The sequence below is a fragment of the Leisingera sp. genome, from assembly GCF_034669605.1.
Classification (GTDB): domain Bacteria; phylum Pseudomonadota; class Alphaproteobacteria; order Rhodobacterales; family Rhodobacteraceae; genus Leisingera.
Genome location: NZ_JAXMOX010000078.1, coordinates 1 through 19,309, shown reverse-complemented (window position 1 = coordinate 19,309; position 19,309 = coordinate 1). Strand labels below are relative to the sequence as shown.

Here is a 19,309-nt window from a genome sequence, read left to right as displayed (position 1 = left end):
GCCCGGCGGTGAACTACTACCTGCTGGCCGACTGGCCGCTGGAATACCGCGACGATCCGCAAAGCCGCTTCGTGAATGAGCGCAAGCACGCCAACATCCAGAAGGACGGCAGCTTTTCGGTGGTGCCGCGCATGTGGGGCGGCATCACCACCCCGGATGAACTGCGCGCCATCGCCGATGCCGCCGACAAATTCGGCGTGCCCACGGTCAAGGTCACCGGCGGCCAGCGCATCGACCTGCTGGGCGTCAAAGGCGAGGATCTGCCCGGCATCTGGGCTGATCTGAACGGGGCCGGGCTGGTTTCCGGCCATGCCTATTCCAAAGGGTTGCGCACGGTGAAAACTTGCGTCGGCACCGACCATTGCCGGTTCGGGACGCAGGACAGCACCGGGCTGGGCATCAAGCTCGAAAAACACCTCTGGGGCTCCTGGACGCCGCACAAGCTGAAGCTTGCGGTCTCCGGCTGCCCGCGCAACTGCGCCGAGGCGACCTGCAAGGATATCGGCGTGGTCTGTGTCGACAGCGGCTACGAGATCCACGTCGGCGGAGCTGCAGGCATGGAGATCAAGGGCACCGAGCTGTTGTGCAAGGTGGCGACGGAGGACGAGGCGATGGAGGTGATTTCGGCCATGACCCAGATCTATCGCGAAAACGCCAAGTATCTGGACCGGATATACAAATGGCTGGCCAAAGTGGGGCTCGACTGGGTCAAGGCGCAGATCGTGGACGATCTGGAAAACCGCAGGGCGCTGGCTGCCCGGTTCGGACTTTCGCAATCGATCTACCGCAAGGACCCCTGGGCCGAACACGCGCGGGACAGAGCCACACGGGTGCAATACGCGCCGCTTGCCAATCTCACACTGGAGGCCGCCGAGTGAGCTGGATCGACATTGGCCGCATCGAAGACATCCCGCTGCATGGCGCGCGGGTCGTAAAAACGCCCGTTGGCTGCGTCGGCCTGTTCCGTACTGGACCTGCGGAGGTCTTTGCCGCCTCCGATCGCTGCCCGCACAAAGGGGGGCCGCTGTCCGAAGGCATCGTGCATGGGCGAAGTGTGACTTGCCCATTGCACAACTGGGTGTTCGATCTGAACACCGGCGAGGCGCAGGGCACCGACGCAGGCCGGATCGAGACCTTTCCGCTGCGCATCGAGGCGGGCCGGCTACTGATCGACGGCGCAGCCGTCGGCAGGCGGAGCGCAGCCTGATGGCGGGCGGCAATTCGGCGGAGGTGCGGTCCACCTGCCCCTATTGCGGCACCGGCTGCGGCGTGCTTCTGCGCCCGGACGGTGCGGGCGGGCTGACGGTGCGCGGCGATCCGGAGCACCCGGCCAATCGCGGGCGTCTCTGCTCCAAGGGGCTGGCACTGGGGGAGACCCTGGGGCTGGAGGGCCGGCTGTTGACGCCGCAAGTTAACGGGCGGGACACTGATTGGGACAGCGCGCTGGACCTGGTTGCCACGAAGTTCCGTCAGGCGTTGGCGAAGCACGGGCCGGACAGTGTTGGATTCTACCTCTCTGGTCAGATGCTGACCGAGGATTATTACGTCGCCAACAAGCTGATGAAGGGCTTTCTTGGCTCCGCCAATATCGACACCAACTCGCGGCTGTGCATGGCCTCCGCCGTTGCGGGGCACAAACGCGCCTTCGGAACCGACACCGTGCCAGGCAGCTATGAGGATCTGGAGGAGGCGGATCTGATCGTGCTGGTCGGTTCCAACCTCGCCTGGTGCCACCCGGTGCTGCACCAGCGCATTCTGGCCGCCCGCGAAAGCCGCGGCACCAAGCTGGTGGTGATAGACCCGCGCCGCACGGCGAGCTGTGATCAGGCCGATATGCATCTGAAGCTGCGCGCGGGCAGCGATGTGGCGTTGTTCAACCGCCTGCTGGCCGCGCTTCATGATGGCGGCGCGCTGGACACGGACTACCTGAGCAACGTGCATGGGCTCGGTGAGGCGCTGGAAACCGCCTTTGCCTCCGATGCCGCAGTGACAGGGCTGTCTGACAGCGAAATCGAAGCATTCTGCAGCCTCTGGATGCGCACCGAAAAAGTGGTGACCATCTTCAGCCAGGGCGTGAACCAGTCCACGTCCGGGACAGACAAGGTGAATGCGATACTGAACTGCCATCTGGCCACCGGCCGGATCGGCAAGCCCGGCTGCGGACCGTTCTCGGTGACCGGCCAGCCCAACGCCATGGGCGGGCGCGAAGTGGGCGGGCTGGCCAATATGCTGGCCTGCCACATGGATCTGGAAAATAAAAACCACCGCGCGGCGGTGCAGGAGTTCTGGGGCGCTCCCGCGATGCCGGAGCGGCCGGGCCTGAAGGCAGTCGACCTGTTCCGCGCCGCGGGTGACGGGCGGCTGAAGGCGCTCTGGATCATCCACACCAACCCGGCCGTCACCATGCCGGAGGCCGATGCCGTCTCCGCCGCCATCAAAGCCTGCGATTTCACCGTGGTCAGCGACATCACCGCCGCAACCGACACCGCCCGGCTGGCGGATGTGCTGCTGCCCGCTGCTGGATGGGCCGAAAAAGACGGCACCGTTACCAACTCCGACCGTACAATCAGCCGGCAACGTGCCGTTCTGCCGCCGCCCGGCCAGGCCCGCGCCGACTGGGATATTCTGGCAGATGCAGGCAGGCGCATGGGCTGGGGCGAGGCGTTCGGCTATCAGACACCTGCAGAAATCTTCCGCGAGCACGCAGCGCTGTCCGGCCTTTCCGGCAGCTTCGGGCTTGACTTCGACATCTCCGGCCTCGCTTCGATTTCCGGCCAGGACTACGACAATCTGCCCCCGCAGCGCTGGCCGGTCACCCGCAGCCGCCAGGGCGGCCGTTTCTTTGCAGACGGGCAGTTTTTTCACCCGGACGGCAAGGCCCGCATGCTGCCGGTCCGCTGCTGCCCTCCGGCGGCCGCGCAAGGCCGCCGATACCCGTTCCGTCTGAACACCGGCCGCATCCGGGACCAGTGGCACACGATGACCCGCACCGCGCTGGCACCGCGCCTGTCGGGGCACTTGGCAGAACCCTTTGCCGACATCCATCCTCAGGACGCCCGGGCGCTTGGGGTGAAACCTGCGGATCTGCTGCGCCTCAGCAGCCCGCACGGGCAGGCCATCCTGCGCGCCCGGATCACGACAGATGTACAGCCCGGCGACCTGTTCGTGCCGATCCACTGGACCGGCGAAACCGCCCCCTCCGCGCGCATTGACAGACTTGTCGCCGCCGCCGTTGATCCGGTTTCGGGACAGCCTGAAAGCAAGGCCGCAGTTGTTGCGGCGGACCGCTGGCAGCCGGCGTGGTACGGGTTTGCAGTCTCGAGCCTTCCGATGACGCCGCTGGCGGACTACTGGGCCATGGCACGCACCAAAGCCGGATACCGAGCAGAACTCGCCGGGCTGGTCCCCCTTGCGGAACCGGAGGCCGCCGCGCGGGACCTGTTCGCCCTTCCGGAGGCCGAGGTGCAAGTAGTGACAGACAGGTGTAAGGGCATTGCCCGGCTGGCCCTGATTCAGGATGGCAAGGTCATGGCCGCACTGTTCACCGGGCCGGAACCGGTGGCGGTCAGCCGGGACTACCTGGCCGGCCTGCCGGGAACCGGTGCGGCAGGCGTGCTGACCGGCCGTCCCGCAGCGGACCAGCCCGACCCAGGCCCGGTGGTCTGTGCCTGCTTCAGCGTCGGGGCCAACACCATTCTGCACGCCATTGGAAACGGCGGGCTGATGAGCGTTGCAGAGGTCGGCGCCGCCTTGCAGGCGGGCACGAACTGCGGCTCCTGCCGCCCTGACATTGCTGACTTGCTGGCACGGCGTCCGGTCCGGGAGGCCGCAGATTGGGACGGTTCGGAATGACAGATTCTCCGGCAAATCAAACCGCACCGGTTTCGTTTGCCCAGGCCTGCGCAGGCCCCGGCGCACGCGACCTGCTGACGTTGTGCGCGATGTAACGGCTGCAGCAGGCCGGCACGGTTTTCTACGACCGGCTGGTTGATGAGGAGGTTCTGCAACTGGCTCCGACTGCGCGGCCGGAATTGAAACGGAAACCGTACCCGGCGTCATCACCGCAAGAAGCGGCGCCGGAGACCCTCTGCCCGACTGTGCCCGGTATGCAAAGCCGGGAACCACAATTGTCTTTTACCTATCGGTGGGACAGGCACCCCGGGTCCGCGGCGGGCTGCTGCGCCTGGCAACAAGGTCATGTCGGCAAAGGCCGCAGCCAGACCTGGATTGAAGTGATGCCGACGACAGTCAGAATGCTCTCGGCTGTCATAGTCCAGCGGGTTGCGGTTCTGCGGATGTTCTTGAGTTTGCAGAAGCATTGTTCGACCTGCTTTCGGATCAGATGCAGCTGGAAGTGCTTCAATTCCCCCGGTGCCGCTGTCTCCGGTGAGCGCCCCTGTCAGGAGGCAAACCGCTTGCATCCGCGCAAGTGGCCAGTCTGCGACGCCGGTCCGAGATCGCGTGCCGGCATATCCGCGATCATGCGCGCGCGAAGGGGGGCGCCGGTGCAGGGTGCTGAATGGTCAATAGCGCAGCCATGCCGGCCGCCGCAGCGGTCAGGGATTCGGTAACGGCTTTCATTTGGGGGCCTTCCTATGGATGGAACAGCCCGTGCCTCCTCGCACGGGCCTTGGATCCGTTCAGAGGTCTGCGGGCAGCAGCCCCTCAGGCAAATTCTGATAGCAAACCGGACGCAGGAAGCGGCGGATCGACAAGGTCCCCACTGATGTGGCTCCGAAATTTGTCGATGCGGGATACGGCCCGCCGTGGACCATGGTATCGCTCACTTCGACGCCAGTGGGGAAGCCATTCGCCAAAACCCGGCCCGCCTTGCGCTCCAGGATCGGCATCAGCGTCCGGGCGTCCGGGGTATCGGCATCTTCCATATGCACCGTGCAGGTCAGCTGGCCTTTCAGGCTCTGCGCGATGGCGCGCATGTCTTCGACGCCTTCTGCCACAACAATGATGCCCATAGGCCCGAACACTTCTTCGGCCAGCACTTCGTTTTGCATCCAGTTCTTAGCGGTCGTCTGATACAGGTATGGAGTCGCTTCACGCTGGCCGCACATCGAAGTCAGCAGTTCTTGGACACCTTCCGTTTCGGCGATCCGCCGCTGACCGTTGCGGTAAGCTTCGGCTATGCCATCGGTCAGCATTGTCTGTGCCCCGGTCTCGCCAAGAGCCAGCCGGGTCGCAGCGGCGAATTTTTCTGCCTGCTCTCCCGAATTGACAACGGCAACACCGGGATTTGTGCAGAACTGGCCCGCCCCCATGCTGAGCGAAGCCGCCCAGCCCTTGCCGATCTCTTCGCCACGGGCGACCAGCGCCCCGTCCAAAATGAACATCGGGTTGACAGAGCCGAGTTCGCCGAAGAACGGAATTGGTTCGGGACGCGCAGCGCACAGATCGAACAGCGCGCGGCCACCGGCCAGCGAACCGGTGAACCCGACCGCCTTGATCAGCGGATGCTGGACCAGCGCCGCACCCACGTGGCGGTTGCCGCCCTGAATCAAACTGAACACGCCGGGATGCACGCCGCATTTCGTTGCCGCCGCATGAACTGCCTCGGCGACGATCTCTCCGGTTCCCGGATGTGCGGAATGGCCTTTGACAACCACGGGGCAGCCGGCAGCCAGTGCCGCGGCGGTATCGCCCCCGGCAGTGGAAAAAGCCAGCGGGAAGTTGGAGGCGCCAAACACCGCAACCGGACCGATAGGGCGCTGCACCATCTTCATGTCCGGGCGCGGCATCGGCTGGCGCTCCGGCAGCGCCTCGTCATGACGGCGGTCCAGGTAGTCGCCTTTCAGAATATGGGCGGCAAACAGGCGCAACTGGCCAGTTGTACGGCCACGCTCCCCTTGCAGACGCGCTTCCGGCAGGCCTGTTTCCTGGGTTCCGATCTCGGTGATCGCGTCGGCCCGTGCTTCGATTTCATCGGCAATTGCATTCAGAAAATCGGCGCGGGACTGGCGGGTAGAATAACCATAGCTCCAGAACGCCTCTTCCGCGGCCTGGGCGGCTGCTTCCACATCCGACACGCGGCCAACGGAAAAACTGTGGCTCGGCCCATGCGCGGGGCTCGATTGAAACGATTCGCTGCCTGCGGTCCAAACGCCTGCGATGAGGTGTTTTCCATGCGGGATAAGGGTCATGTCGGCTCACTTTCGTGCGGGTGCATAGGTCGAGGTTCGATATTTAGGATATTGTATCCAATTAGACGGTGCGCGCAAGTCCCTGCCTTCTCAAGCAACCAATTAATCGCTTCCGTGACGCCTCTGATTTTCAATCATTTCCAGCAATTCACTCTTGGTGCGTTCAATATGCTGCCGCAACAAGGCTGCCCCGCCGTCAACGTCACCATTGCGGGCATGCGCCAGAAGCTTCCTGTGCTCTTCTTGTGCAGGTTTGCGCTGTTTCATGACGCTGAGGTGGATACGCACATAGCGATCCGAATGAAGGCTGATGCGTTCCAGAAATTCCATCGACATGCGCCGGTCAGCCGCCGCGTAAAGCCCCATGTGATATTCGTGGTTGAACTTGCCCCATTGGCTGACATCGTCAGCTTCATAAGAGCGTTCCATCTCAGTCAGAAGCCGCTCGCAAGCCTCAAAGTGGGCCTCTGACATGTTTGGAATCGCTCGGCGGAACAGGTCAACTTCGATCAGAACCCTCAGATCGAAAATTTCCCCAATCTCATGCAGCGAATGCTTGATGACCGTCCCGCCACGGTTGTTCTCCCATTGCACAAGGCCTTCTGCACTCAGGCGCTTCAAGGCCTCCCGCACAGGCATCCTTGAGACATCATATTCTTTCGCCAGAAGCTCCTGCCGGATGGCCTCTCCTTCTGCCAGCTCACCGCTTAGAATGCGCTGCCTGAGATCGCTTACGATCATTTCAGGTAAGCTTTGCTTCTTGACAGCTCGCCCGCCTGCCATCTTGCCTCTCCCTTTTGTATTTTGGATGCATGTTTACTAACAGGCTGACCATACAGCAGCATTTCCTGTTTCAGAAGTCAAAAAAGGTTTGCCAAACATCTCTCAACTATTGCATCCAATATCCAAAATGAAAGATTGGAGCCGCGCTATGACGACCGTAAGACAAATTCCACTTCAGGAGATCAAGAAGCTTAGCCTGTCGGTTCTCGGCCGCGCAGGCTATGGCCAAGCCCATGCGCAGGCAATCTCGGACATGCTGTATACATGCCAAATTGATGACTGTCAGTCGCATGGCTTGTTCCGCCTGCTCATGTGTGAGCAGACGATGAGGGCGGGCAAGATTGATGGGCATGTTCAGCCTCACATAGTAAACGGAGATGCCGCCATAGTGCGTGCGGACGCACGGGGCGGCATGTCTCTTCTGGCACTGGAACAGGCACTGCCGACGCTCATCGAAAAGACGCGGAGGTATGGAATTGCCGCGATGGCAATCAACAACTGCTTTCATTTCTCGGCGCTCTGGCCAGAGGTTGAACGGTTGTCCTCTGCCGGTCTTGCAGGCCTGGCAATGGTGCCCAGCCATTCCTGGGTTGCGCCTGCCGGTGGAACACGCGGCAGTCTCGGCACCAACCCCATCGCCTTTTCCTGGCCGCGCGCAGGCAAGGATCCCTTCACCTTTGACTTTGCCACAAGCGGCTTTGCCCGCGGCGAGATCGAACTGTACATGCGCGCAGGCAAACCCCTGCCGGAAGGTGTGGCAATCGACAAGGACGGCAAGCCCACCACCGACCCGCAGGCGGCGCTGGATGGGGCGATGCTGACCTTTGGCGGTTATAAAGGTTCCGCCCTGTCGATCATGATCGAACTGATGGCCGGACCGCTGATCGACGACCTCACCAGTCTGGAAAGCATGGAGTTCGCCGAGGGCGCTGGCGGCGCGCCGTATCATGGCGAGATCATCCTCGCCTTTGATCCGCAGCATTTCAGCGCGGGCCGCACCGCCGAAAACGACGCCCGCGCCGAACGGCTGTTTGCCGACATCATCGATCAGGGCGCGCGGCTGCCCTCGCAGCGCCGCTTTGCCGCCCGTGCCCGCAATCTGGAGCGCGCTTATGTGGAAATTCCGCAGGCGCTGTATGAAGATCTGACCGCTCTGTCCGGCGCGTGAACCAAAAAAAGGGGGGCTGATCTGATCAGCCCCCTTCTTCGTTTATTCAAGCGCCCCAGGTGTCCGACAGGCGATAGCCGCCCGGCCAGGGGTCATCCGGGTCCAGCATATGCTGGTGAATTCCCGTCACCCAGCCGCGGCCGCTGATTTCCGGCACGATGGCGTCACGGCCGCCGACCTTTGCGGTCTCGAGGATGCGGCCGGAAAAGCGCGAGCCGATGATCGACACTGCATCGAAAGTCTGCCCGACCTGCATTTGGCCGCGCGCCGCCATCAGCGCCATGCGCGCCGAAACCGCGGTGCCGGTCGGCGAGCGATCGACCTTGCCCGGTTGAATGGCCACAGCCGATTTTCCGCTCAGGCCGGTTTCCGTTTTGCTGAGCGGTCCGCAGAAGGCGCAAAAGGAAATGTGATCCCACTCAGGGTTTTCCGGGTGGCTGAACCCCAATTGCTCATTGGCCGCATCGGTGATGCGCACGCCAAGGCGGGCAATTTCCTTGGCCTCGGATTCGACGATCTCAAAGCCCAGTGCCTGCGCATCCACGACGACGAAACTGTCGCCACCATAGGCGGTGTCGACGGTGATCGTGCCCAGCCCCTCGACCTTAAGCGGAACCTGAATCTTGTCGGCAAAACTCGGCAGGTTCTGCACGAAAATGCGCTCAGCCTTGCCGTTGCGGCACTCTGCGCGCACCTTCACCAGCCCGCCCGGTGCCTCCAGCACCATATGGGTTTCCGGCTCCTGCATCGGCACCAGCCCGCCGTCCAGCAGCACAGTCGAGACGCAAATCGAGTTGGAGCCGGACATCGGCGGCGTGTCTTCCGGCTCCATGATGATCCAGGCTGCGATGGCATCGGGATGCTTGGGCGGCACCAGCAGGTTGATATGACGGAACACGCCGCCGCGCGGTTCGTTCAGCACGAAGTTTCGCAGGGTTTCATCCTGAGCGATAAAGTTGCGCTGCTCCCACAGGGTCGCGCCCGGCGGCGGCAGCACCCCACCCACAATCACATCACCGACTTCGCCCTCAGCATGGGCAGAGATCACGTGGATCGTCTTGCTACTACGCATAGTGTTCCCTCAATTAAAAACGGTCAGCCCGGTAGGGCCGCAGTGAAATGACGCTGTCGCGGCCGGCAACCAACTCCCCGACCAGCTCCGCGGTAGCGGCGGATTGCGTCAGGCCCAGGTGGCCGTGGCCAAAGGCATAAATCACACTTGCGGCCCGCGGCGAGGTGCCGATGACCGGCAGCGTGTCCGGGATCGAAGGGCGAAAACCCATCCACTGGGTGCCGCCCGAGATGTCCAGCCCCGGCAGGAAACGCGCCGCCTTTTCCAGCAGCACATCGGCGCGCTTATAATTGGGCGGCAGCTTCAGCCCGCCAAGCTCCACCGCGCCGCCAACGCGCACGCCGCCGTTGATCCGGCTGACCACAAAGCCATGCGCGCCGAATGTCAGGTGGGTACGCACGTCAAATGCCCCGGCAGGCAGGGTGGTGTTATAGCCGCGCTCTGTCTCCAGCGGGATGCGGTCGCCTAGGGTGCGGGCCAGCAGGTGCGACCAGGCACCCGCCGCCACCACCGCCTTGTCCGCCGTGATGCTGCCGTCCTCGCAGATCAGCTCAACCCTCGCCCCGTCCTGGATGATCGAGCGGACATTGCAGCTGAGGATTTCTCCGCCAGCTGCCAGAAACACCTGCGCCAGATGTTCGGTCCATGCTTTCGGGTCGGTTGTGTTGATCCAATCCGGTGTGAAACCCGCGTGGGTGAACCGGCGGTCGAGCCCTGGCTGGATCTCCGCGATTTCTTCGGGGCTGCGCAGCAGTTCATACTTGATCCCGTAGCGGCCGCGCAGCTCCCATCCCGGCAGACTGTCACGGAACTGCGTCTGGCCTTCATACAACTGCAACTGGCCGTCGCGTTGAATCAGCGCCTCGCCATCGGTGGCGGCAATCTGTCGTTCCAGCGCCGCCCTGGACAGATCCATCAGCGCGCTTTGCGCTGCAATGGAGGCGTCGTGGCGGTCCTGCCAGCTGGCGCGCCAGAACCGCAGCATCCAGGGCGCGATCTGCAACGCATAGCGTGGCGGGATCGACAGCGGGCCCAGCGGATCCAGCAGCCATTTCGGCGCCTTGCGCATGATGCCCGGCGCCGCCAGCGGCATCACGTCGGTAAAGGCAAAGGCCCCCGCGTTGCCCTGCGATGTTTCGGCGGCAACGCCTTTGCGATCCAGTACCCGGACCTTGTGCCCCTGCCGGGCCAGCCCGGCTGCGATGCTGATACCAACGACACCTGCGCCAATGACAACGATATCCTGCGGCATGGGATCTGCCCTCTGTTTCAAAGAAGAAGCGGGGCGGCAGAGGCGCCCCGCCAGATATTCAGACGATCCCGCCCTTGAACGGGTCATCTTGGCCGAACACCAGCGTCGCTTCTGCCATGACATAGGCCTCACCAGTGATACGCGGGATGACCCCATCCGTCGGACCGGGCTGGTAAGACAGCCTGTAGGAGCTGCCGATCACGCTTTCCAGTACGATCTCCTTGCCCACTGCCAGCTTGCCGGCTGCGGCAAGGCAAGACACGAAAGCCGAGCTTCCGGTGCCGCAGGGGGAGCGGTCATATTCATTGTCCGGACACAGCACGAAATTGCGGTGCAACGCGGCCGCGTTCGGGCTGGCGCCGCTGAGGATCACATGATCGACCGGCTGCCCTTCCGGTCCGCTGATGCCCCTGCGAATGCAGGCCTCGCGGATGGCGACCGACAGATCCGTCAGCGCCGGAATATTCGCAGCCGATACCTCCAGCGGCGACTCCGCGATGAAGAACCAATTGCCCCCATAAGCCATGTTCCCGGTGATCGCGCCATGGCCCGCAACCTCAACCGTCACATCGTGATGGATGCGGCGGCTCTCGATGTTGGTGACAGAGACGGTGTTGGCGTCATGCAGCTCCACCGTGACAACCCCTGCCGGGGTTTCGATCCTGTGGGTGCCTTGGGAAATGCGCCCCATATGCGCCAGAGTGACGGCGAGGCCGATCGTGCCATGGCCGCACATGCCCAGCACCGCATCCGCATCGAAATAGATGACGCCCGCTACGCAGTCCGGGTCCACCGGCTCCACCAGCAGCGCCGCCACCATGCCGGCCTGGCCGCGCGGCTCCAGCAGCACCGAATTGCAGAAATCCAGGTGTTCCTTGGCCAGCACCGCCGCCCGCGCGGAAAGCGGCCCCGACCCAAGGTCGGGGCTGCCCTCAAGGATCACCCGAGTGGGCATCCCGCCGGTATGGCTGTCGATTACATGCATTCAGCGATAATCCCGCCCTGCGCGGACCAATCGGCGAACCAGGTGCGGAACAGTTTGTATTGCTGTTCGCAATAGTTGCGCTGCGCATCGGTCAACTCATCGCTTTCAATGAAGTGCAGGTGGTACTCTTCCTCGCCGTTCAGAACCAGCAGGTACTTGTAGTAGAGAACCAGGTCGGTGCCCTCGTCAAAGCTGGCGAGCACGCCAAAGGCCTCTTCCAGCTCACGTGCGCGCAGGCGGGCTTCGGCGTTTCCCTTAGCCGCTTTTTGCGACAGAGCGGCCAGCAGCAGGGCTTCCTTGGGCAGTGCGGTACCGATGCCGGTGATCGAGCCGGTGGCACCACAGTTGACGAATCCGTGGTAAACCTCGGTGTCCACACCGACCATCAGGGTGACCTGATCGTCCTTGCTGGTGATATGCTCGGCCGCGTAGCGCAGATCGTCCTTGCCGCCGAATTCCTTGAAGCCAACCAGGTTCGGATGTTCAGCGCGCAGCGCAAAGAAGAGATCGGCGCGGGTGGCGAAACCATAGACCGGGCTGTTGTAGATGATCGCGGGCACATCGGGTGCCGCGGTCAGGATCGCCTTGAAGTGGTTCTTCTGCGCGGTGGCGGATGTGCCGCGCGACAGAACACGCGGGATCACCATCAGGCCTGCAGCGCCGACCTTCTGCGCATGGGCCGCCAGGGCCACTGCGGATTTGGAGTTGATCGCACCGGTGCCCACAACGGTCGGTACACCGGCTTCGACCAGGCGCTCGACACCGGTCATGCGCTCTTCGTCGCTCAGCAGCGGCCAGTCCCCCATGGAGCCGCAATAGACCACGGCAGACATGCCGGCCGCGATCATTTCCTTGCCCTTTTTCACCAGGGCGTCGAAATCCGGGGTGCGATCCGCCTTACAAGGGGTCATGAGTGCGGGCATGGTACCCGTGAAGATATTCTGGGACATGAGTGCTCCTTTTTGAATAAGCCGCCTTTCGGGCCAGTCTGCCGAACTGAGATCCCAGCCTGGGCCGCGGCCCGATGCCACGATAACTCGCTTTGCCAGACCCGCGCTTGGAACTCACGACTCTGCAATGCAGTCTTATTATTTTTGGATCCAAAATCCAATAATTTTTAGCACCGGTGCCAAAAAACTTTAGAAGCCGGGCCAAAGCGGCGCGAGCGGCCGCGCCGATCCCCGGCCTCGGAGACGGATCCGTAACAAGACAGCCGCCCTGAACGCCGGCTGTCTTTGCGAGGTTTGCCGCCCCTGACCTTCATTATACGGAAGACAGACCGGCGCGTTTCGCGTGATCGCGGTCAGTGATTTCACGGGATCATGGGTGGAACCGGTCGACGAACCGAGGATACTCCCCTCTGAATCACAAGGAGGGGCCGGATGCCGACAGGACGTCTGACCCTGCGCCGTATAGGAGACGTATTGCGATTGAAGTTTGCCCAAGGGTTGAGTGAGCGGGCGATTGCCGCCCCGCCGGGGTTTGGGAAGGGAAGCGCCGGGACATGTTTGAGACGCGCCCGGGAAGCGGGGCTGAGCGGGCCGCCGCCCAAGGGCCGGGGCGACGGCAGTCTCGAGCTTCTGCTTTTCCCGGCGTCCCCGACCGTGCCGGACCCGGACCGCCCCATAGGCCCGCCGGACATTGAGCCAGGCATGGCGGGGGCGGTCCTCGGTCAGCTTCTTCAGCGCGGCCTTGATCATCGGCAGGGTGAACTTGGCCCGCTGTGCAGAGGTATTGAAGTAGATCGGGAGTGCTTCGGTCGCGTCGCGGTGTTCTTTCAGGTAGTCCTCGAACTCCTGCGCGATGGTTTTGGCGTTTTTATCCGCATGGCCAGATTCCAGAAGGGGATTGAGGGCTTGCTGACCAGCGGCTGGCTGGAGGTTTTGAGGGATTTGGTCACGCCCAACGCGTCAATGATGACATAGTGGGTTTTTGCCCAAGCCGACGGGGAGGCCTTGTTAAGGTCATCGGGTTTGACCACCCGGATATCGCGGCCTTTCATCTGCTCAAAGTAGTTCTTGGACTTCACGTCCCGCATGAGCAGCAGGCATTCGAGCGGTTTCATGTCGGTGCCGGTGGCGATCATGTCCACGGTGACAGCGATGCGGGGATAATACCCGTTGCGGAACAAGGTCAGCGAGGATTTGGGGTTCTTCGTGCCATTGGGAATCTTGCGGCAGAAGTCGTTGCTCTCACCGACCATTCCGTCAGAGACATCAACGTCGATTGCGAAAACGTCTGATATTTCACCGGTTGCGATGGCGACGTTTTCCTTCGGAGTGGTCATCCACTAACCTTCGGTTCGAGACCAAGCTGGAGGAGTGCTGGCCGTAGGGACTCTACACTCTTTGGTGGTTTTTGTCCGGGCGACCGTATCTGGGACGCCTGTGAATGCACGGCGGCGGGTGAGGGGGGTGAGGAAATTCGGCGGTATGGAGCTAATGGTGAAGAAAATCGACGCACGGTGAAGATTTTCGTAGCGGGTGATCTTGTCACTTGGGTGAGGAAAATCTAAGTATCCTCTGGATAGGTGAGAGATTTCGAGGCGCGGTGATGAATTTCTATGGACAAAAGCTTCCCGGGCCGGGCCGGATTGCAGGATATGGCTGGCTGGTCAGCGAGCTCGGCCTGCGCGTGCCCATGCCGCGCCGCCTGTCTCTTGTCTCCGATCGACATGAACGCCGGTCCGAGCCGGAGTGGGAGATTTTCCGAACGCAGCAATGGCCGGGTGAGGCCGTGTTCGATCACCTGATGTTTGCCATCAAGAACGAAGGCATCGATCTGCGGATCATGCATGAGACCACCAGGGTTGCGGACTCTTCCGAAATCTCCCGGGCCTTGACGGGAGCGACCGGCCTCTTTGCGCGACGGCTTTGGTTTTTCTGGGAATGGCTGACAGACGAGCAGCTGGACCTGCCCGATCTGGGGAAGGTGAAGTATGAGCCAGCGCTTGATCCGGACATCTATTTCGCCATGGTCTCCGGAGTTCGATCGGCGCGCCACAAAATCATCGACAACCTGCCCGGCACTCCGGCCTTTTGTCCGCTCGTGCGGAGGTCTTCGAGGCTTGACCAGCTGATCGCGCTTCAATTGCCGGGTCGGGCAAGGGAGGTCACCGAAAAGGCGCCGCAGCATATCGTGTCGCGCGCCGCGGCCTTCCTGCTGCTGGACGATTCCAAGGCCTCATTTGCGATCGAGCAGGAGAAGCCTGGCCCCCAGCGTGCCGCCCGCTGGGCGCGTGCGATCGGAGAGGCGGGAAGCCACCAGCTATCGAAAGACGAGCTTGAGCGCCTGCAACAGATTGTCTTGCAAGATGCGCGCTTCGTGAAGATGGGTGTTCGTAAGGAGGGCGGTTTTATCGGTGGCCACACCCGCGACGGAATGATCCCGGAGCCGTTGCATATCAGCGCCCGCCACGAGGATCTGGAAGACCTTCTGGACGGAATTGCGCTCTATGAAGCGCGGGCTCTCGAGGGCGGCGTTGATCCGATGGTGGTCGCGGCCGCGGTGTCGTTCGGCTTTGTCTATATCCACCCCTTCGAGGATGGGAACGGTCGCCTTCATCGGTATCTGCTGCACCATGTTCTGGCCCGTGGCGGGTTCAATCCAGCGGGCCTGGTCTTCCCGATCAGCGTCGTGGTCTACCGGCGCATCGAGGAATACAGCGAAGTTCTAAAGTCCGTGTCGGGGCCGATGATGGAGTTCATCGACTGGAAGCCCACAGCCCAAGGGAATGTAGAGGTGCTGTCGGACACAGCGGTGTTTTACCGCTTCTTCGACAGCACCATGCATGCCGAGTTCGTCGCCGATTGCGTCAGGGAAACGGTCGAGCGGGACCTCCCCAAAGAAATCGACTACATTGAGCGTTTTGACCGGTTCAAATCCAGTATCGACGAGATACTGGAATTGCCGGCGCGCAAGGTGGATCTGCTGCGAGGATTTCTGGAACAGGGCAATGGCATGCTATCCAGGCGCGCTTTGCGCAAGGAATTCTCGGCGCTGACCGAAGAGGAAGTCGTCCTGATCGAGGAGGCCTACGAGGCCGCCTGGTCTTCCGGGTGAATTCCTCCAGCCGATGCGCAGACGATTTAAATCTGCACGGCCGGACTATGAACTCGTTCTATGTCTCTTCTTTTGAACCGCTACTCTGCCGTGCGTGGCGGGCGGTCTTATCACCGTAAACTTAAACGACCGCTGGTGCTTGTGGATTATTCGGCCCGCATAAAACAGTGTCCAAATCCTGCTCCCGCAACCAAAGATTTCAAGGGCTTAGCTGCAAAACGCAGCTGAGCCCTTTTTCTCGTGTCCGCCATATGTCCGATTCTGCGCTTGGTTTGGAAGGGAAGCCGCCGGTGCCGCAGGCGGGGTCGGCGATGGTTTTCCCAGACTCGGGCAAGACTGTATTGAAACGGTCCGGTATGCTTTCGCCGTGCGGCAGCAGGACAAGCAGCGGGCAGGGTTGCTGCAGCGCTTCGCACAGATTGCGCACGAGGCGGTAGAGATCGCCGGACCGGGACGTTCCAGTTGATGTTGTAACTTGAAGTACCCGGAGTGTCTGCTCGTGGTGCCGCTCGTCGCCCCGCGTTGTGACCTTCCAGCCTTCGGGCAAGAGGCCGCAGCGGCAGGCCGCCAGGATGAAATCCGCGTCTGCGGTCCGAAACCCGGAGAGTAAGGCTATCCTTAAGCCTCCTTGGTCAAGCCAAGGTGTCCGGTCGAAATAGGGGCCAGTTCAGCTGCGAACTTGTGGCAGAAACCACGTCCTGAAGGGACGGCAGTTGATCGATCTCGCAAATCTGGTCGAGGCCTGGACCTCGCTAAACACATTTGATGACGATCTGCTCCCGAAAACCATTATGAAGCGTTAAAATCGCGACTTCGGAGAGAACCATGACCCCTAATGGACACAAGCAAAAGACTTGACACATGCCGCACTCAGAGAACCAGATTTAACAATAGCTCAAGGATAACGGGCCTGCGATCCGCAAAGTGTGCCAACAATTTGTCGCCCTGTGTCGCAACATGGATTTGCTGGAAGCGGACGTGGTCGCCATCGATGGCAGCCGGTTCAAAGCTCTGAATGCCAAAGCCAAGAATTACACGCGTGGTAAGCTGCGCCAGAAGTTGGGTAAGATCGACAAAGCAATCGATCGTTATCTTGGTGAGTTGGATCGTGCTGACGCCGTGTTTGAGCAGACGGGCACAGTGCTGCCAGAAGCACGGATGGAACGCACACTTGGAACATCTGCAAAGAGAGGCGGTGCGCTACCGGTCAATTGAACAGCGCATGGATGAGACGGGCGAGACGCAGGTCTCGCTTAGCGATCCTGATGCCCGATCCATGGCGACGACGGCGCGGATGCCACGGATCGTTGGCTATAATGTTCAAACCGCTGTCGAAGCTGATAACTATCTGATCTTTGCTCATGAAGTCACGGTGCTTGGATTTGACCGTGATGCTTTGTCGATGATGGCCGTGGCGGCGCAGGAAGAAATGACGACAGATCAGCTCACAGCAATCGCCGATAAGGGCTATTACAAAGGTGAGGAAATCGTCGCCAGCTAAGACGCCGGCATCTCGGTCGTTGTCCCCAAGCCCATGACATCAAACGCCGCCGCAAGAGGCCAATTTGACAAAGCCGACTTTGCATATAACTGCGACCTGGATGTGGTTTTGATGTGCGGCGCGCGTCATGCTGCGGCCCCCGACCGTTCCGACTGATGGGTCCACCTCGGCATCGGCCAGCCGCTCTGTATACCTGATGGACAGGTATTGCGATCCGCGGTCCGAGTGATGGGTCAAGCTCTTGTTTTAAAGTGGCTTTCTCTGCCAAAGCGCTTGCTCGAGCGCATCGAGTGCGAACTGGGTTGTCATCGGGCTGGAGACACGCCAACCCACAATCCGCCGCGCGACAACGTCGATCACGAAAGCGACGCAGACGGTGCCCGGCCAGGTCGGCACATATGTGAAATCTGACACCCAGAGCTGGTTTGGCCGATCGGCATGGAACGCGCGGTTGACCTTGCCGTCCGGGCCGGGCCTCGTGGTGCCGGGATTTGTCGTGACGGTCTTCTTGCCGCGCACGACACCCTGCAGCCCCATCTCCCGCATCAATCTTTCCACGGTGCAGCGCGCGACGGCCAAGTTGCCGCGCTTCAGGACATGCCAGATCTTCCGCGCGCCGTAGAGTTTGCGGTTCTCAGATCAGATCTTGTGGATCTCATCCTTCAACTCCAGGTCCCGCCGCGCCCGCCTGGATGCGAGGGAGGGTTCCCGGGCGATTGCCTTCTGTGCGTGATAGGTGGAAGGGGCGATCGGCAGCCCGCAGCAGATCGGCCCGACCCCGAACTCCTCCCGGAATTCGTCAATGAAGGCAGTCATTTGCGGAACGGGCGGTCGAGCTCCGCCTGGGCAAAACAAGCGCTGGCCTTCTTCAGGATCTCGTTCGCCTGCCGCAGCTCCCGGTTCTCGCGTTCGAGTTTCTTGATGCGGGTCTTTTCTGCGCTCGTCGGCCCTGCTTCCTTGCCGGCGATATCGCGCACCGCGGCCGTCAAGCTGCGGTAGCCATCAAGATGCTCGATCACCATCTGAACCGCCCGCTCGCGGAACTCGGCCGGGTACGGGCTTGTCGTATTCTTCTTCCTGTCCATGGAGAGCTATCCTTTGAGAGTTTTGCTCTCCGGGCAAGCCGGGGCGGTTCATGGTGGGAGGCATCCACGCCATCAACATGACCTAAGTCCACATGTAGCCGTAGGGCGTGATCTGCTCCATGAGCGACGCGTGGCAACTCCCTCCTCTGTCATCTGCCCCGGTGATGCGGCGCAGCCATGTACGGCCATAAACCTCAGCGTCAGACGCATTGACACCGCTTTGGAAGATGGCTCCTTCAGCCCAAAGCCCGCCGAGCAGCGTGGCACCGGCCAGATCGACCGGGCCATGAAACCGGGTCGCCGCACAGGAGAAGCTTGACAGGATCTCTGTGCCCGCAAGGTCCGTCTCCTGCCGCAGCACCGCGGCGTCCAGAACGCAGGTGCCGCGCATTTCCGCGCCCTTCAGGCAGGCATCGCCACGAAACTCTGCGCCGTCGCACCTCAGATCATGGGCGAAGACGGCGCCGCCGCCGTCCAGCCCCTGTTCAAAGACGCAATCGCGGAACCATGTCAGGCCAAGACAGGTTGCCCCGGCAAGAGTCACCCGCCCTTCAAAGACCGATCCCGTCAGGTCAAAGCCGCAAAGGGACTGCCCCGACAGGTCCAGCGCGCCAGTGATGCGGCGGGCCCTGAGATCCAGGGCCTCGCCGGGAACGAAGGGCGCGGTCAGAGCCGCGCGCAGTTCCTGCGGAGACATCGGCGTCATGCGCTTTCCTTCTCCGCCTCCTGGGCATCCAGCGCCTTGAAATGCTCTTTGGCGCGTTTGACCATCATCTGCCGCAGGCGGGAGACACCGATATCATGCTGGTAGAGCATCTCGCGGCGGCGGGCGTCTTCGGGGATCGATTCCAGCATGGTGCGGTCCTGTTCCAGAACATGCCAGTGACGGTCTTCGAGGCTGGCCCGGTAGAGGAAGCGCCAGCTCTCCGCTGCCATACCCTGCACCTTGCGGCAGCGCCAGAAGAAGCTATGGTGCGTGTGCTCGTCGATGGGGGTGGCGAAACCGATGATCCGGAACGGCCCGCCCGGACCGGCGCCATCGGGGTAAGGAATATCGAGGCGGAAGAACATCACGCCCTCATCTATCACCACCTCGGTATAGTCGAAGTTCACGCCCTGTTGCGAGACACGCTCGATCTGGAAGCCCTTCTCGCGCTTTTCAAGCTTCATGGTGTCCTGTTTCGACCCGTAGGCCAGGGTGAAACTGTCCGCATGCAGATAGGAGGCGTGCATCGGGTCGGCTGCGTTG

General features: G+C 61.8%; 18 protein-coding genes, 1 pseudogene and 1 other annotated feature. Of the genes and pseudogenes, 7 read left to right on the top strand and 12 right to left on the bottom strand.

The features are described 5' to 3' along the window. From VOI29_RS11590 to VOI29_RS11580, 3 genes and pseudogenes are all read left to right on the top strand, one after another. Window positions 1–878, top strand: a pseudogene (locus VOI29_RS11590) (nitrite reductase large subunit); the annotation flags it as partial. Beyond that, on the top strand, window positions 875–1,207 hold the full coding sequence (gene nirD, locus VOI29_RS11585; RefSeq protein ID WP_323778890.1) for a nitrite reductase small subunit NirD: 333 nt from the start codon (window positions 875–877) through the stop codon (window positions 1,205–1,207). The pseudogene VOI29_RS11590 and the gene nirD, both read left to right, overlap by 4 nt. Further along, a complete protein-coding gene (locus tag VOI29_RS11580) occupies window positions 1,207–3,852 on the top strand; it encodes a molybdopterin-dependent oxidoreductase (protein WP_323778887.1) in 2,646 nt (881 codons plus the stop codon). Before nirD ends, VOI29_RS11580 begins: the two co-directional genes overlap by 1 nt. A gap of 788 nt (window positions 3,853–4,640) precedes the next feature. Here the strand turns inward: VOI29_RS11580 and VOI29_RS11575 are convergent. Together VOI29_RS11575 and VOI29_RS11570 are read right to left on the bottom strand one after the other, a co-directional pair. Next, a complete protein-coding gene (locus VOI29_RS11575; RefSeq protein ID WP_323778885.1) occupies window positions 4,641–6,152 on the bottom strand; it encodes an aldehyde dehydrogenase (NADP(+)) in 1,512 nt (503 codons plus the stop codon). Window positions 6,153–6,254: 102 nt separating this feature from the next. Then, window positions 6,255–6,935: a GntR family transcriptional regulator gene (locus tag VOI29_RS11570; RefSeq protein WP_323778882.1), complete on the bottom strand. Its 681-nt coding sequence runs from the start codon at window positions 6,933–6,935 to the stop codon at window positions 6,255–6,257. A gap of 148 nt (window positions 6,936–7,083) precedes the next feature. Between VOI29_RS11570 and VOI29_RS11565 the strand changes: the two genes are divergently transcribed. Beyond that, entirely contained in the window at window positions 7,084–8,103 is a 1,020-nt protein-coding gene (locus VOI29_RS11565; protein WP_323778880.1) for an Ldh family oxidoreductase, read from the top strand. Between the two features lie 46 nt (window positions 8,104–8,149). Here the strand turns inward: VOI29_RS11565 and VOI29_RS11560 are convergent, their stop codons facing one another. The 5 genes from VOI29_RS11560 to VOI29_RS11540 all read right to left on the bottom strand — a co-directional run bounded on the left by VOI29_RS11560 (window position 8,150) and on the right by VOI29_RS11540 (window position 13,699). Continuing rightward, on the bottom strand, window positions 8,150–9,175 hold the full coding sequence (locus VOI29_RS11560; protein WP_323778878.1) for a trans-3-hydroxy-L-proline dehydratase: 1,026 nt from the start codon (window positions 9,173–9,175) through the stop codon (window positions 8,150–8,152). Between the two features lie 13 nt (window positions 9,176–9,188). Next, complete coding sequence (locus tag VOI29_RS11555) at window positions 9,189–10,427, bottom strand: NAD(P)/FAD-dependent oxidoreductase (RefSeq protein WP_323778876.1); 1,239 nt, start codon at window positions 10,425–10,427, stop codon at window positions 9,189–9,191. Window positions 10,428–10,485: 58 nt separating this feature from the next. Beyond that, window positions 10,486–11,412, bottom strand: coding sequence for a proline racemase family protein (locus tag VOI29_RS11550; protein ID WP_323778874.1), 927 nt, complete (start codon window positions 11,410–11,412; stop codon window positions 10,486–10,488). Beyond that, the gene (locus VOI29_RS11545) at window positions 11,403–12,362 is read right to left on the bottom strand and encodes a dihydrodipicolinate synthase family protein (protein ID WP_323778872.1); all 960 of its coding nucleotides are present in this window, start codon (window positions 12,360–12,362) and stop codon (window positions 11,403–11,405) included. The genes VOI29_RS11550 and VOI29_RS11545 overlap by 10 nt, the downstream gene beginning before the upstream one ends. Window positions 12,363–13,189: 827 nt before the next feature. Continuing rightward, entirely contained in the window at window positions 13,190–13,699 is a 510-nt protein-coding gene (locus VOI29_RS11540) for a hypothetical protein (RefSeq protein WP_323778870.1), read from the bottom strand. Between the two features lie 266 nt (window positions 13,700–13,965). Here VOI29_RS11540 and VOI29_RS11535 point away from each other — a divergent pair, with 266 nt between their 5' ends. The 3 genes from VOI29_RS11535 (at window position 13,966) to VOI29_RS11525 (ending at window position 16,975) form a co-directional block, all read left to right on the top strand. After that, window positions 13,966–15,474 carry a Fic family protein gene (locus VOI29_RS11535; protein ID WP_323778868.1) on the top strand — a complete coding sequence of 503 codons (1,509 nt, stop codon included), beginning with the start codon at window positions 13,966–13,968 and terminating at the stop codon, window positions 15,472–15,474. A gap of 957 nt (window positions 15,475–16,431) precedes the next feature. Next, window positions 16,432–16,689 carry a hypothetical protein gene (locus VOI29_RS11530; RefSeq protein WP_323778866.1) on the top strand — a complete coding sequence of 86 codons (258 nt, stop codon included), beginning with the start codon at window positions 16,432–16,434 and terminating at the stop codon, window positions 16,687–16,689. Further along, window positions 16,646–16,975 (top strand): hypothetical protein, encoded by a 330-nt coding sequence (locus tag VOI29_RS11525; protein WP_323778864.1) that lies wholly within the window; start codon window positions 16,646–16,648, stop codon window positions 16,973–16,975. The genes VOI29_RS11530 and VOI29_RS11525 overlap by 44 nt, the downstream gene beginning before the upstream one ends. 246 nt (window positions 16,976–17,221) lie before the next feature. Here VOI29_RS11525 and VOI29_RS24630 read toward each other — a convergent pair whose 3' ends face one another. From VOI29_RS24630 to VOI29_RS11510, 5 genes are all read right to left on the bottom strand, one after another. Beyond that, window positions 17,222–17,533, bottom strand: coding sequence for a DDE-type integrase/transposase/recombinase (locus VOI29_RS24630; protein WP_416361517.1), 312 nt, complete (start codon window positions 17,531–17,533; stop codon window positions 17,222–17,224). 81 nt (window positions 17,534–17,614) lie between these two features. Further along, window positions 17,615–17,791 (bottom strand): hypothetical protein, encoded by a 177-nt coding sequence (locus VOI29_RS24625; RefSeq protein ID WP_416361519.1) that lies wholly within the window; start codon window positions 17,789–17,791, stop codon window positions 17,615–17,617. Beyond that, window positions 17,717–17,833, bottom strand: a sequence feature (AL1L pseudoknot). (Overlaps the previous gene by 75 nt.) Further along, window positions 17,788–18,060, bottom strand: a complete 273-nt coding sequence (locus VOI29_RS24620) for a transposase (protein WP_416361518.1) — start codon at window positions 18,058–18,060, stop codon at window positions 17,788–17,790. It overlaps the preceding feature by 46 nt. Before VOI29_RS24620 ends, VOI29_RS24625 begins: the two co-directional genes overlap by 4 nt. A gap of 82 nt (window positions 18,061–18,142) precedes the next feature. After that, window positions 18,143–18,766 carry a pentapeptide repeat-containing protein gene (locus VOI29_RS11515; RefSeq protein WP_323778862.1) on the bottom strand — a complete coding sequence of 208 codons (624 nt, stop codon included), beginning with the start codon at window positions 18,764–18,766 and terminating at the stop codon, window positions 18,143–18,145. Further along, the coding region (locus VOI29_RS11510; RefSeq protein WP_323778860.1) for a hypothetical protein at window positions 18,763–19,309 on the bottom strand (547 nt) is incomplete at its 5' end. The genes VOI29_RS11510 and VOI29_RS11515, both read right to left, overlap by 4 nt.